The 13,426-nt window shown below is 67.1% G+C and carries 11 protein-coding genes; 8 read left to right on the forward strand and 3 right to left on the reverse strand.

Annotation, left to right across the window (positions count from 1 at the left end; all coding sequences use genetic code 11):
• The first annotated feature begins 5 nt into the window (after nt 1–5).
• From ABIB54_RS07885 to ABIB54_RS07910, 6 genes are all read left to right on the forward strand, one after another.
• Nucleotides 6–1,529 (forward strand): aldehyde dehydrogenase family protein, encoded by a 1,524-nt coding sequence (locus tag ABIB54_RS07885; RefSeq protein WP_354574963.1) that lies wholly within the window; start codon nt 6–8, stop codon nt 1,527–1,529.
• Nucleotides 1,526–2,743: a CaiB/BaiF CoA transferase family protein gene (locus ABIB54_RS07890; protein ID WP_354574964.1), complete on the forward strand. Its 1,218-nt coding sequence runs from the start codon at nt 1,526–1,528 to the stop codon at nt 2,741–2,743. Before ABIB54_RS07885 ends, ABIB54_RS07890 begins: the two co-directional genes overlap by 4 nt.
• Before the next feature lies 1 nt (nt 2,744).
• Nucleotides 2,745–3,527 carry an enoyl-CoA hydratase/isomerase family protein gene (locus ABIB54_RS07895; RefSeq protein WP_354574965.1) on the forward strand — a complete coding sequence of 261 codons (783 nt, stop codon included), beginning with the start codon at nt 2,745–2,747 and terminating at the stop codon, nt 3,525–3,527.
• Nucleotides 3,528–3,636: 109 nt separating this feature from the next.
• On the forward strand, nt 3,637–3,921 hold the full coding sequence (locus ABIB54_RS07900) for a hypothetical protein (RefSeq protein WP_354574966.1): 285 nt from the start codon (nt 3,637–3,639) through the stop codon (nt 3,919–3,921).
• Entirely contained in the window at nt 3,918–4,679 is a 762-nt protein-coding gene (gene heR / locus ABIB54_RS07905) for a heliorhodopsin HeR (RefSeq protein ID WP_354574967.1), read from the forward strand. Before ABIB54_RS07900 ends, heR begins: the two co-directional genes overlap by 4 nt.
• 63 nt (nt 4,680–4,742) lie before the next feature.
• Nucleotides 4,743–7,280: a CDP-glycerol glycerophosphotransferase family protein gene (locus ABIB54_RS07910; protein ID WP_354575057.1), complete on the forward strand. Its 2,538-nt coding sequence runs from the start codon at nt 4,743–4,745 to the stop codon at nt 7,278–7,280.
• On the opposite strand, the gene ABIB54_RS07915 is transcribed toward ABIB54_RS07910, so the two are convergent.
• Both ABIB54_RS07915 and ABIB54_RS07920 read right to left on the reverse strand, forming a co-directional pair.
• The gene (locus ABIB54_RS07915) at nt 7,267–8,829 is read right to left on the reverse strand and encodes a glycosyltransferase family 39 protein (RefSeq protein WP_354574968.1); all 1,563 of its coding nucleotides are present in this window, start codon (nt 8,827–8,829) and stop codon (nt 7,267–7,269) included. The two genes, ABIB54_RS07910 and ABIB54_RS07915, sit on opposite strands and share 14 nt — an antisense overlap.
• Nucleotides 8,813–9,019, reverse strand: coding sequence for a hypothetical protein (locus ABIB54_RS07920; protein WP_354574969.1), 207 nt, complete (start codon nt 9,017–9,019; stop codon nt 8,813–8,815). The genes ABIB54_RS07915 and ABIB54_RS07920 overlap by 17 nt, the downstream gene beginning before the upstream one ends.
• A 201-nt stretch (nt 9,020–9,220) precedes the next feature.
• Here ABIB54_RS07920 and ABIB54_RS07925 point away from each other — a divergent pair, with 201 nt between their 5' ends.
• Entirely contained in the window at nt 9,221–11,821 is a 2,601-nt protein-coding gene (locus ABIB54_RS07925; protein WP_354574970.1) for a CDP-glycerol glycerophosphotransferase family protein, read from the forward strand.
• Nucleotides 11,822–11,846: 25 nt separating this feature from the next.
• On the opposite strand, the gene ABIB54_RS07930 is transcribed toward ABIB54_RS07925, so the two are convergent.
• A complete protein-coding gene (locus ABIB54_RS07930) occupies nt 11,847–12,515 on the reverse strand; it encodes a DedA family protein (RefSeq protein ID WP_354574971.1) in 669 nt (222 codons plus the stop codon).
• Between the two features lie 161 nt (nt 12,516–12,676).
• Between ABIB54_RS07930 and ABIB54_RS07935 the strand changes: the two genes are divergently transcribed.
• Complete coding sequence (locus ABIB54_RS07935) at nt 12,677–13,402, forward strand: COG4705 family protein (RefSeq protein ID WP_354574972.1); 726 nt, start codon at nt 12,677–12,679, stop codon at nt 13,400–13,402.
• The last annotated feature ends 24 nt before the right edge of the window (nt 13,403–13,426 follow it).

Genomic DNA, 13,426 nt, shown 5'->3' on the forward strand with positions numbered 1-13,426 from the left:
CCCGCATGCCAGACACCACCCTCCTTCCCGGCGCAGTCGATACCTTCGCCACCACCCCGGGCCCCGACCAGCCCATGTGGATCGGCGGTGACAAGGTCGAGTCCGCCACCGGCGAGTGGCGAGAGGTCACCAACCCCGCCCACCGGGGCAGCGTGATCTGCCGCGTTCCGGCAGCGGGGGTCGAAGACGTCGACCGCGCGGTCGCCGCAGCGCGCGCCGCGTTCCCGGCCTGGCGCGCCCGGCACTTCACCGAGCGGGCGCGGGCCCTCGCCCTCATCGCGGACGAGATCGAAGCAAGAGCGGAGGACTTCGCCCGCCTCACCGCCCTCGACACCGGCAATGCGCTGCGCACGCAGGCCCGCCCGGAGGTGACCACCCTCGTCGCGCTCTTTCGCTACTTCTCCGGAATCGCCGGAGAGGTGAAGGGCACGACGCTGCCCGCCGGAGACAACCAGCTGCAGTACACCCGTCTCGAGCCGCTCGGGGTTGTGGCCTGCATCCTGCCGTGGAACTCGCCCCTCATGATCGCGGGCTTCAAGGTGCCGGCGGCGCTCGCCGCGGGCAACACGGTGATCCTCAAGGCTGCGGATGACGCCCCGCTCACGATCCTGCTGCTCGCGGAGGTCTGCAACCGCCACCTCCCCGCCGGTGTCGTCAACGCGCTCACCGGTCGCGGTAGCCTCATCGGTTCTGCTCTCGCGACGCACCGCGGCGTCGACAAGGTCTCCTTCACCGGCTCCACCGAGGTCGGTCGCGGGGTCGGCCGCCAGGCGGGGGAGCGCCTCGCACATGTCTCGCTCGAGCTGGGGGGTAAGAACCCCTCGATCGTGTTCCCGGATGCGACCGCGACACCGCAGGACACCGACGAACTCATCGACGGATTGCTTCTCGCCTCGCGTTTCACCCGCCAGGGACAGAGCTGCACGGCCGGATCCCGCCTCTTCCTGCACGAAGACATCTACGACGAGGTTCTCGACCGTCTCGTCGGTCGCCTCGGCGCCCTGACGGTGGGGGATCCCCTCGATGAGGCATCCGATATGGGCGCGATCATCAACGGCAAGCAGCACGCCTCTATCGACGAGTATCTCGCGGACGGTCGGGCGAACAGCGCGATGACGGTGGCGCTCGGCGGGTCCGCGCCGACGGAAGGTCCGCTCACCGAGGGTTTCTACCACCTGCCGACGGTCTTCGCCGGTGCTCGCAACGACTTCCGTCTCGCCCAGGAGGAGATCTTCGGGCCGGTGCTCGTCGCCATCCCGTGGCGCGAGGTCGACGACGTGGTGGCCATGGCCAACGACTCCCACTACGGGCTCGCCGCCTTCCTCTGGAGCCACAACCTCGATGCGGCGCTGGGCACGGCCCATCGCGTCGAGGCCGGGTGGGTGCAGGTGAACCAGGGCGGTGGCCAGGTGGTCGGCCAGTCCTACGGCGGCTACAAGCAGAGTGGAATCGGGCGCGAGGTGTCGCTCGAGGGCATGCTCGCCGGATTCACGCAGACCAAGCAGATCAACGTGCGGCTGCGGGGATGAACGCCCCATTGCCCCTCGAGGGCATCACGGTGCTCGACCTCACTCGCGCGCTCGCCGGCCCCTATGCGACAGCCCTCCTCGCGGACATGGGAGCGACGATCACCAAGGTCGAGAGCATGAGGGGCGGAGATTCGACGCGAGGGTGGCCGCCGTTCGAGAACGAACACAGCCTCTACTTCGACTCCGTGAATCGCGGCAAGTCCTCCATCGCCCTCGACTTCTATACTCCGGAGGGTAAGGCGCTCCTGCGCCGACTGGCCCTCGCTTCGGACGTCGTCATCGAGAATTTCCGTCCCGGCGTCATGGCCGATCTGGGGCTGGATGCCGCGGGGCTTCGGGCCGAGAAGCCCTCGATCGTCATCGCTTCGGTGAGTGGCTTCGGCAGCACCGGACCGCTCAGCCAGACGGCGGGGCTCGACCAGGTGGCTCAGGCGATGTCGGGGATCATGTCGGTGACGGGCAAGAACGCGAGTGAGCTCTACCGCGTCGGCATCCCGATCATCGATATCTATGCCGGCGTCTTCACCGCGTTCGGTATCGTCGCGGCCCTCGTGGGGCGGGAGCGCACCGGAGGCGGCCGTGAGGTGTCTACCTCGCTCCTCGAGGCGGCTATCGCAATCTCCGCGTTCCAGGGGCAGCGTTACCTCAGCACCGGGGTAGTGCCGGAGCCCCAGGGCAATAACCATCCCGTGCTCGCGCCCTATGGCATGTTCGCCACGGCGGACATCCCGATCATCATCGCGGTCGGCAATGACAAGCAGTGGGTGGACCTGTGCGCGCTCGTCGGCGACCCGCAGCTCTCCTCCGAGGCCGACTTCGCCACGGGTTCGCTTCGGCTCAGCCACAGGGACGCCCTCACCGCCCGCCTCGAAGTCGCCCTGGCCGCGCGCCCCGGACTCGAATGGGTCGAGGCGCTGCGCGACGCGCGCATCCCCACCGGTCCGATCTACAACTACCGGCAGGTCTTCGACGACCCGCAGGTGAAGCACCTGGACATGGTGCAACACGTGACAAGGGCCGACGGCACCGACCTCCCGCTGCTGCGGGGGCCCATCTCGGTGGACGGGCAGGCGCTTCCCATCCGCAAGGCCCCACCCATGCTCGGGGAGGACACCGAGGCGGTGCTCGCCGCGCTCGGACTCACCGAGCAGCAGGTCGCGGGGCTCCTCGCCTCCGGCATCGTGAAGACCGCAGCCGCGCAGACAGCCTCCTGACATGCCGGGGCTGTCCGTTCACCAGTCCGGAGTCGTCGCGACGCTGGTGATCGACAACGCTCACAAACGCAACGCCCTCTCGGCGGAGATGTGGCAGCAGTTCCCGCCGCTTCTCTCCCGGCTCGCGAGCGACGACAGCGTGAAGGTGCTGATCGTGCGCGGTGCCGGCGAGGACTTCTCGGCCGGTGCGGACATCAGTGAGCTCGACGGGATCCTGCATGCACCGACCGGTCAGGACGGCGGCTATCTGACCGAGGGCGAGAATGCCCTGGCCCGCTTTCCCCGGCCGACCATCGCGGCCATCGACGGATTCTGCGTGGGCGGCGGTTGGCAGCTCGCGGCGGCGTGTGACATCCGCCTCGCATCGAGCCGGGCGAGCTTCGGGGTGACTCCGTCGCGCATCGGAATCGTCTATCCGCTGTCCGGCATCGAACGGCTGGTGAGCGTCGCGGGGATTGCCGTCGCGAAATACCTGCTCTTCAGTGGCGACCTTGTGGACGCGCCGACGGCGGAACGCTGGGGCATGGTGACCTCGGTCGTCGAGCCCCAAGACCTGTGGAGTGAGGCCGCCAGTCTCGCCAACCGCCTGGCGGCGCGGTCGCAACTCTCGATCCACGCGATGAAGCAGATCGTCGATGCCATCGCATCGGGTGCGGATGCGTCGGCCGTGAATCTGCGGTGGCAGGAGGAGATCGCCGGCAGCGACGACCCGGCGATCGGTGCGGCCGCCTTTGCCGCGAAGCGGGCCCCCGTGTTCACCTGGGCGCCGAGACCCGCGGACTGACGGATCCCCGCGGCTTTTCCCTGTCGCGCACTGTCGTCGGCCTAGTGGTTGTGGTTGTGGTTGTGGTTGTCGTTGGCGGCGGCGGCGGGTCGAGAACTAGGCTGCACTCATGTCTCGATGGCCCGCAGGCTCCCCACGCCGGCGCGGCGAACTGATGCTCGGCATCGTTCTCCCCGTCACCGCCGGGGTGCTGGCCATCACCGGGCTGATCCTTCTGCTCAGGCCGGATCCCCCCGCGAGTTTCGGGTGGTTCGCGTACGTGCCGCTCAGCACCACCACCTTCATGCCGATGCCGTGGTTCTCATCGACGCTGCACACGGTGGGCGCCACCCTGATCGGTGTCGGCATCGCCGTGATGGTCTTCTGTCTCGGCTGGCGGGTGGGCCGCCGGTGACGAGCGCCCGCCTTCGTCGGATCTCCGGCCTTTGCGGTGCGCTGCTCCTGATCGAGGCGATCGCGCTGTGGATCTTGCTCGCGACGGCTCCCACGCGGGTGCTCCTGCCGATCGCTCTCGACCTTGCCGCGGATCCGCACCGCTTCGAGCTCGTGCGCCTCGACCTCGGGTTGGGTGCCGTCGTGCTCTGCCTGCTCGTAGGGGTGGCTCGCCTGCTCGCGATCACCCCGGGGATCTTCCCGATCTATTCCGCGCAGGCGTCCCGCGATCGCCATCCGGCGCGCTGGATCGAGTTCGCCTTCAGCTCGTCGATCGTCGTGTTTCTCGTCGCCCAGCTGAACGGCATCACCGACATCGGTACCCTCGTGCTCAGCTATGCCGCGACGAGCGCGATGACCCTGTTCTTCGTGCTCGAAGAGCGCGGCCCACGACCGGCAACAGAGCGGATGCTTCCGCTCTGGTTCGGCGCCGCGATCGGCATCGTGCCGTGGGGGGTGATCGCGTTCCATCAGATCGCCGGATTGCTCGTGGGACAGCCGCCCTCCGGTCTCGGCCGCGTCGTCACGCTGGTGATGCTCGGGTTCTCGTTCGCCTTCTTCATCGTGCACTGGCACTCCCTCGCCCACCGGCTCGACCAGCCGCGGATCGAGTCCGGTCTGCCGTCTGCTGGGGAGGCCGTCCACATCGTGCTCAGTCTGGCGAGCACCTCTGTGTTCGCCTGGCTCGTGGTGGTCGGCGTCGTGAGCGGCCGTCTCTAGAGCCGAGGAGTTCCGCTCACCCCGGAAGGCGCGGTGCGTGGCGGACTTTATAGTGAGGTGGTGATGAGTCTGACGGATGTGCCCGGCCTCACCGGCATCCGTCGTCGCCTCCTCGCCATCACGCGTCGTCTTCGGCAGGCGGCCAAGACCGAGGTCTACGCGTTCTGGCGACGCCGCGCGCTGCGCCCGACGATGGTCCTGTACGAGTCCTTCGCCGGCAACGGGATGCTCTGCAATCCGGAGGCGATCTTCCGAGCACTTCTCGCCGACCCGGAGTTCGCCGATGTCACCCACGTCTGGGTGCTCGCGAGTCGGAGAGAGAACCCGGCTGTCGCGCGGGAATTCGCGCGATCGCGCTCCGTGCGGTTCGTCCGCCCCGGTACGTTCGGTTACTTCAGGGCACTCGCCACCGCAGGTTTCCTTGTCAACAACGCGACATTCCCGACCGAGTTCGGCAAGCGCAGCGGCCAGGTCTATCTGAATACCTGGCATGGCACTCCGCTCAAGCGCATGGGCTTCGACATCGGGGATCCGGCCACCCGCGTGGCCAACGTCATCCGCAACCTCCTCTCGGCCGACTACCTGCTCTCGGCCAGCCCGTTCATGACGGAGCACATGTATGAGAACGCCCACCGCTTGGGCAACATCTATAGCGGGCGGATCATCGAGGAGGGCTATCCGCGGATCGATCGGCAATTCATGGCTGAACCCGCCGCCGCCGCGGTGCGAGCGGGTCTGGAAGCCGGGGGATTGGATCTGCGCGGTCGCCGCATCATCCTCTACGCGCCCACCTGGAAGGGGACCTCGTTCTCCCGTCCGGAAGACGACATCAGCGAGCTGGTGTCCCGCATCGAAGAGCTCGAGTCGCTGATCGACACGACGAAGTACGTTGTGCTGCTGAAGACCCACCAGGTGGTGCACCGCTTCGCGGCGGACATCCCTGGCCTCCGCGATCGCGTGGTTCCGAACGAGATCCCCTCGAACGTCATCCTCGGCGTCACCGACATGCTCGTCACCGACTATTCGAGCATCTTCTTCGACTTCCTCGCCACCGGCCGGCCGATCTTCTTCCTCGCCCCGGATCTCGCGGACTACAGCGGCTACCGCGGCCTGTACATCGAGCCGGAGCACTGGCCGGGTCCGGTGGTGCCGAGCGTCGGTGCGCTCGCCGGTGCCATCAACGAGTTCGACCACGGCGGCGTAGACGACCGGGTGGCTGCGAACTACCGGGCGATGCAGGCACGGTTCGTCGCGCGCGAAGACGGCAACGCCACCCAGCGCATCCTCGACATCGTGTTTCGCGGCAAGCCCGAGGGCTATGCGGTTGCGCCGCTCCCCGGGGATGGGCGGCAGAGGATCCTCATCGCCGCCGGAAGCATGAGGCCCGGGGCGATCACCGCCGAACTCGTCGCGCTGCTCGACGTGATCGACCACTCGCGGTTCGACGTGTCGGTGATCTTCCCGCCGCTGCGCTCCCGGCCCGTGCTCGACCAGCAGCGGTTGTTGGATCCGCGGGTGCGGCAGTTCGCCCGGGTCGGCGGCATGAACGGATCGAAGCTCGCGCTCGCCCGATTGCGGTCGACGCGCGCGGCAGCGGCCGGTTCGCGAACTCGCCGCGGGACGTCTCCCGTGCGCAACGAACTCCGGCGGCACGAACTCTGGCGGGACGAGCTCTGGCGGGACGAGTGGGATCGATGCTTCGGGGGTGCCGCCTTCGACTTCGCGCTCGACTTCGTCGGCACCAGCCCATTCTGGGCGAGCCTGATGGTGCAGTCGCCCGGCTCGGAACGCTCGATCTGGCTGAGGGAGGACCCGGCCTCGACGTCGGCCCCGGAGACCGACACCCCCGGTGGGCCCGAGATCGCCGGGATCCGTCCCATCTACGACGCCTTCGATCGTCTGGTTTCGCCCTCGCTGTCGCGCCATCCCGCCCTTCGAGAGGTGACCGTCGCGGAGCCCCTGATCGGCGGCGAGAGCATCCTGGCCCGAGCGGACCTGCCCGTACAGCGCAACGAGGGTGATCCAGCGCTACCCGACTGGCTGGGTCGCGGCGGCTTCGGAGACGCGACCGGGGCGACCCGGATCTTCGTGTCGCTCGGCCGGCTCAGTGTGGAGAACGACCCACTTCGACTGGTTCGTGCCTTCGCGCTGGTGAATGCCGCTGCGCCGACCTCGCGACTGCTCGTGGTGGGGGATGGCCCGCTAGCGACGATCCTCGCCGCGGAAGTGGCCGCCCGCGGCCTCACGGGCGTCGTGGCTCTCGTGGGGTACCGATCCAACCCCTTTCCCCTCCTGAGGCGGGCAGACTGCTTCGTCTTCGTCGCCGGGAGTGCCAGAAACCCGAGGGTGATCGCCGAAGCGCGGGTGCTCGGATTGCCCGTCGTCCGGGTCATCGGCGCGGAAGTCGGCGCCGCACCCCTCTCGGGCATCCTCGAGGTCGAGCCGGAAGACCGGGCCATCGCCGACGGCATGCTCGAGTTCCTCGCGGGTCGGGTGGGACCATCGTCAATCGATTGGGTCGCGCACGACGATCGGGCGATCGAGAGCTTCTACCGGGCGATCGGGGGGATCCCGGCGATCGGCACGATCAGGGACGCGTGAGTTCCAGCGTGACACTCGTGTGTTGCGGGTACTCCGCCACGACCACGAATCCCTGCGCCGCCAGCATCGATCGGCCGTAGGTAGCGGCCTCTTTGCCCGGGAGGCGGTATTCGACCAACCAGACCGTCTTGGTGGAGCGATACACCGAGTCGAGTCGTGAAGCGACAGTCGTCGTGGGCACCACCGCATCGTGCCAGTTGCTCGTGTCGTACCAGGGGGTCTTGAGCGCGATATCCGTCAGGCCTGTGAATGGGGCCGGGTAGGTGCGCATCGCCAGTCGGGTAGCGCGCGACGGGCGGCTCCCCTCGTCGAAGAGTATGCCCTGACCGGGCTGCGCGTGAGCCTTGATGGTCTGCGCGATCTGCGCCCAGTCGCTGTTGTTCTTGGCGAAGGGTGTGCGTTCGCTGAGGTAACTGATCGAGGAGGCGCTGACGACGACGGCGAGCAGAACGATCCCCAGGATGCGCGGGCGGAGTCGCGCCAAGAGCCATCCGATGAGGAGTGCTGCGCCGGGCACCGCGAACGAGAGGTACCGGGAGGAGTAGACCGCGTGCACGGAATTGGCGGCGAGCAGGATGGCCGGGGGGCCGAGCAGCCAGGTCGCCGCAAGAGGAACGAGGGCCGGAGTGCGGGCGCCGGAGGTGGGGTCGGGATCCGCGCCATCGAACCAGTCGCGGTTTCGGCGCGAGGCCACCGCCCAGACGGCGATGGCGGCTGCGATGAGGATCCAGGCGAGGGTGGCCAACAGGTTGTTCCCGAACCACTGCGTCACGACCAGAGTGCGGATGTTGGTGGAGTCGCGGTTCGCCAGGAACGCGATCTGGCCGCTCTCCGCGATACCGAAACCGATCACCGGCCCGGCGAGGAGTATGCCGCCGAGCGTCGCCCGTGCCCAGGCGCGCAGGATGGCGGGACGCCGTTGGGACAGCACGACCACCGCATGGGCGACGATGATCAGGAGGCTGAAGAGGAACAGATACCCGCACGCGGCCAGTCCAACGGCGTAGACCACCCACAGTCGCTTCTCCGGCCGATCCCGGCCGACGATGTGAAGCAGCAGGATCGTCAGCCAGACGACGGCGGCCGTGCTCATGGCATAGCCCCGTGCCTCTTCGCCCATGTAGGTGATGCGAGGCAGCATCAGGGCGATGATGCCGGCGAAGACGGCGACCCGGATTCCGCCGAGGCGCGAGCCGATCACCACGACACCCGCCACGGCGATTCCGACGGCGATGGCGCTGGGGAATCTCACGGAGAAGGGAGAGGCGCCGAACGCCTGCACCCAGAAATGCAGGAAGAAGTAGTAGGTGCCGTGCACGGCGTCAACGCTGCCGAGCATGCGGAACAGCGAGGGAAGCGAACGCTCGGCGGACAGGACGCTTGCCGCCTCATCGCCCCACAGGGAGGGGATCCAGGATCCCCAGGCGGAGACGGCAGTCGCCACGGCGCCGAGAAACAGAGCAAGGCTCGACCGGACAGTCGGCCGCCATCCCGCACGGCGGGCGAGGGTGGACGGAGAGCTGCCGGAGCGGTCAGTAGCGAGCGACACGGTGGTGGAGTCTCTTTCGTTCGGACGAGCTGTCGGCACGGTCTTCGACACCCAGGGGATCGCTAATCGATGCATCCTCATCGTCGTCCTGTTCGTCCCCGACCTCTGCGAGGAGCGCAACAACCGCCCAGACGCACAGCGCAGCAACGATGACGAGAACACCGACACCACCGAATATCAGCCACACCATAGAGCGCCTCCTGGGATCTCGAATCCGTCGGGACCACCCTGCCAAGCGCTCTCCCAGATGGCTCTAAGACTGCGGGTTGCCTCGCGGCGAGAGCGTGCCGCGCATTCTTAGAGCAGCGCATTCTTAGAGCTTTGTGTGGAGCCGAAGAGAAGTACTATACATACTGCTGTGCTGAACGGCCGGTTCGAAACAGGGAGCGCCATGAAGCGAGTGATCCGTCTGATCCGCCAGTTGCTCAGGCTCGTGGGCGGGGCGAGCCGGGCCGAACTCCAGGCATTCGCCCGACGGGGTGGAGTGCGCGCAGAGGTCGTGTTGTACGAGTCCTTCGCCGGCAACGGTGTGCTGTGCAACCCCGAGGCCATCTTCCGTGAGATCCTGCGATCTCCCGACCTCGCCCACCTTCATCACATCTGGGCGCTCGACAGCCTCAGGGAACACCGGGCGGTGCAGGCCGAGTTCGCCGCCGATCGGCGCGTGCGCTTTGTCAGGCGTCGCTCCCTCGCCTACGTGCGTGCCCTCGCGACGAGCCGCTACCTCGTGAACAACGCGACCTTCCCCGCCGAGTTCAGCAAGCGGCCGGGGCAGGTCTACCTGAACACCTGGCACGGAACACCATTGAAACGCATGGGCTACGACATGCCCAACGGCGCTCTCGACTCCGCGAACACGATGCGCAACTTCGTTGCCGCTGACTTCCTGCTGTCACAGAACCCCTTCATGACCGAGCAGATGTACGAGAAGGCCTACCGATTGCGCGGGGCCTTCCGCGGGCTCGTCATCGAAGCGGGATACCCTCGCGTCGACCGCCAGTTCCTCGGCGCCGAGGAGGTGATCGAGGTGCGATGCCGCCTCGAGGCCGAGGGAATCCCTCTGGGTGATCGCTCGGTGATCCTGTTCGCCCCCACCTGGAAGGGAACGGATTTCAGTTCGCCGGCGGACGACGCGAACGAGCTGTTCGAGCTGGTGCAGGAGATCCAGAAGCAGGTGGGACCCGCATTCCTGGTGCTGCTCAAGACCCATCAGGTGGTGCACCGCTTCGCGAGGGATCGCCCCGAATTCCGCGAGATTCTCGTGTCGAACGACCTGCCGACAAACCTGATGCTGGGCATCACCGACGTTCTCATCACCGATTACTCGTCGATCTTCTTCGACTTTCTCCCTCTCGAGCGCCCCGTCGTGTTCTTCACCCCGGATGATCTCGACTACTCCGCATCGCGCGGTCTCTATTTTCCGCTCGACGAGCTTCCCGGGCCGGTGGTGGCACACGTCTCGGAGCTCGGCGAGGCCATCCGGTCCAGCATCGCCGCGAAGGACCCGGGAGTCCCGGGAGTCTCGAAAGTCTCGGGAGTCTCGGACGTCCCAGAAGCCCAGTCGGGCCCGGCCGCCCGCTCTACCGAGTGGAAAGCGCGGTTCTCACCGGAAGACGATGGGGGAGCCGCTCGTCGTGTCGTCGACGTCGTCTTTCGAGGGAAGACTGATCGCGCTCGCACGCGGTCGCTCGCAGACGACCCCCGCACGTCGATGCTGCTGAGCATCGGGGGGATGCGTTCGAACGGCATCACCAACTCCGCGCTCAATCTGCTTGCTGCGATCGATCACGATGCCTACAACGTGTCGGTCGTCTTTAACCGGCCGCGCCGCTCCCAGCAACTGTCGAACCAGCAGCGCATTCCGCATCAGGTGAGGCAATTCCTCCGGGTCGGCGGCATGAACGGCAGCAAGGCCACGCACGTGTTTCGCCGGCTGCAGGAGCGCTACCCCGTGCTGAGGCGCAGGCCGGAGACGGCGATAGAGCAGCGGATGTGGCGCTCGGAGTGGGCGCGCTGCTTCGGCGACACGCAGTTCGATTCCGTCGTCGAGTTCAGCGGCTACACCGCGTTCTGGGCCTCTCTCCTGCTCCATTCCCCGCGGGCCTTTCGCTCCATCTGGTTGCACAACGACCTGTTCCTCGAGACCCGGCGATTCGTGGGGAGTCGTCGCCGCATGAAGCGCTCGCTGCCCGCGGTGTTCAGCGTGTACCGGGACTTCGACGCCCTGGTGTCCGTGTCGGAGAGCCTGAACAAGATCAACCGCGACGCTCTCGGCACGCGCTACGCGCTGCCGGAGGAAGCATTCGTCTTCGCTCGAAACCTCGTGGATGAAACCTACGTTCTCCAGGGGCTCCGTGCTCCGCTGTCATCGATCGAAGAGTTCGACGCGGACGAGGCTGCCGCGCAGGGCGGCGCCCGGGCTTCGAGCGACCGGGGCTGGATCGACGGGATGCTGCGCGACGACGACACCGTATGGTTCGTCAGCGTCGGCCGATTCTCGCCAGAGAAGAACCAGGCACGACTCATCCGCGCCTTCTCGGAGATCTCTCGCGAGACTCCCGCTGCGCGCCTGGTCATCGTCGGTCACGGACCCTTGCGCGATCACCTGCAGCGACTCATCGACAGCCTCGCGCTCTCGGAGGTCGCGTTCATCGTCGGACCGTTCGCCAACCCCTTTCCCATCCTCGCCGCGGCTGACTGCTTCGTGCTGTCGAGCGACTATGAGGGCCAGCCTATGGTGCTCCTGGAAGCGGCACTCGCGGGGCTTCCGATCGTCTCAGTGGAGTTCGATTCCGCTCGTGATGCACTGCCGGATTCCCCGATCCGAATCGTTCCGCAGAGCGACAGCGGCCTGGCCGACGGCATGCGGGCGTTCCTTCGCGGTGAGGTGGCCGCGGCAGCGCTCGACGGAGTGGCGTACAACCGGTCCGCGCTGGCGGAATTCTGCGCGGTGGCGAGTCCGCACCCGAAGGCGCAGCGGATCTCGTCGTAGCCGGGCCGCAGAGTCGCGGGAGGGATCAGTCGGACTCGGGTGACGCGGTCACGGTGCGTCGACGGATGATGATCGTGCGCACCGCGATCGGCACGACCGAGATCACCACGATCCCGATGAGCACGATGTCGATGTACTGCGAGACGAAAGTCGTCACCCCGGGCACGTGAGCGAGTCCGAAGCCGACCAGAATGACCAAGCCCGACCAGAGAGCGGCCCCCGCGAGGTTGAAGAGCGTGAAGAGCCGGCGTGACATGTGTCCCACACCGGCTGCGACGGGAGCGAAGGTGCGCACGACGGGGACGAAGCGGGCGATGGTCACCGCGACCGGTCCGAAGCGGGTGAAGAAGGCCTCCGTGCGATCCACACTCTTCTTGCTGAAGATTCCCGACTCGCGGCGTTCGAAGACCCTCGGCCCCGTGCGCCGACCGATCGTGTACCCGAGTTGATCGCCCAGGGCGGCGGAGACAGCGACGACCAGCACGACCAGCCACAGGGGTTGGCGGATGGCTCCGCTGAGAGTGAGCACCCCGGTGAAGAACAGCAGGGTGTCTCCGGGGAGGAAGAATCCGATGAGGAGGCCGGTCTCGGCGAACACGGCCGCGCAGACGATCGCGAGCCCCCAGATTCCGGCACCGGTGATGAGGGACTGGGGGTCGAGAATCCCGAGAGAGACGAGGGAAGAAGAAATCATGATGTTCCAGTCTGCCCAACGCGGGTCTAAGAAAGCTCCAAGCTAACGAATTCTCAGACGCTTCTTAGTGCCTCCCGTGGACCGTTGCTCTCGTGACAGTTCGCCCCTCACCCTCGCGCAGCCGGCGTCTGGCAGCGACCACCGCGAGCAAAGTGCCGGAAGTGACAGTGCTCTTCTGGGTCGTCAAAGTCCTGACGACCGGAATGGGAGAGACGACTTCGGACTTCCTGGTGCGTTCGATCGACCCGGTCGTCGCGGTCGGGATCGGAGCCGCTCTCTTCGCTCTGGCGCTGACCCTTCAGTTCCGCGCCGATCGCTACCGGCCGTTGGTCTACTGGCTCACCGTCGTCGCGGTCAGCGTCTTCGGCACGATGGCGGCGGATGTCACCCACATCGTGCTCGGCGTGCCGTACCTGGTCTCGAGCATCGTCTTCGGGGCTGTGCTCGTCCTGGTCTTCTCCCTCTGGCATCGAAGCGAAGGCACCCTGTCCATCCACAGCATCACCTCGCGCCGTCGCGAATTGTTCTACTGGGCCGCGGTGATCGTCACCTTCGCCCTTGGCACAGCGGTGGGGGACCTGACGGCGACGACGCTGCATCTCGGATATTTCGTCTCTGGCCTTCTGTTCGCCGTGGTGATCGCGATCCCGGCCGTGGCATTCCGGCTCCGACGGTTCGGCCCGATATTCGCGTTCTGGTTCGCCTATGTGGCGACCCGACCGCTCGGGGCATCCTTCGCCGACTGGATGGGCGTCTCCCACGCGCGCGGCGGACTGGGGTGGGGCACCGGGCCGGTGAGCGTCGTGTTGGCGCTCCTCATCGCGGCCGGGATCGCGGTCATCGCCGCCACCGAACGTCGCCGGCGACTCGCCGCGGTCGATTCCTAGCCCACGCGACACGCGGGTCAGCGC

The organism is Frigoribacterium sp. UYMn621 (assembly GCF_040549525.1).
Taxonomy (GTDB): Bacteria; Actinomycetota; Actinomycetes; order Actinomycetales; family Microbacteriaceae; genus Lacisediminihabitans.

Coding starts and splice junctions, on each gene's coding strand:
- ABIB54_RS07895 (WP_354574965.1), top strand. CDS start 2,745: ATGCCGGGGCTGTCCGTTCACCAGTCCGGAGTCGTCGCGACGCTGGTG.
- ABIB54_RS07910 (WP_354575057.1), top strand. CDS start 4,743: ATGAGTCTGACGGATGTGCCCGGCCTCACCGGCATCCGTCGTCGCCTC.
- ABIB54_RS07885 (WP_354574963.1), top strand. CDS start 6: ATGCCAGACACCACCCTCCTTCCCGGCGCAGTCGATACCTTCGCCACC.
- ABIB54_RS07930 (WP_354574971.1), bottom strand. CDS start 12,515: ATGATTTCTTCTTCCCTCGTCTCTCTCGGGATTCTCGACCCCCAGTCC.
- ABIB54_RS07920 (WP_354574969.1), bottom strand. CDS start 9,019: ATGGTGTGGCTGATATTCGGTGGTGTCGGTGTTCTCGTCATCGTTGCT.
- ABIB54_RS07890 (WP_354574964.1), top strand. CDS start 1,526: ATGAACGCCCCATTGCCCCTCGAGGGCATCACGGTGCTCGACCTCACT.
- ABIB54_RS07925 (WP_354574970.1), top strand. CDS start 9,221: ATGAAGCGAGTGATCCGTCTGATCCGCCAGTTGCTCAGGCTCGTGGGC.
- ABIB54_RS07900 (WP_354574966.1), top strand. CDS start 3,637: ATGTCTCGATGGCCCGCAGGCTCCCCACGCCGGCGCGGCGAACTGATG.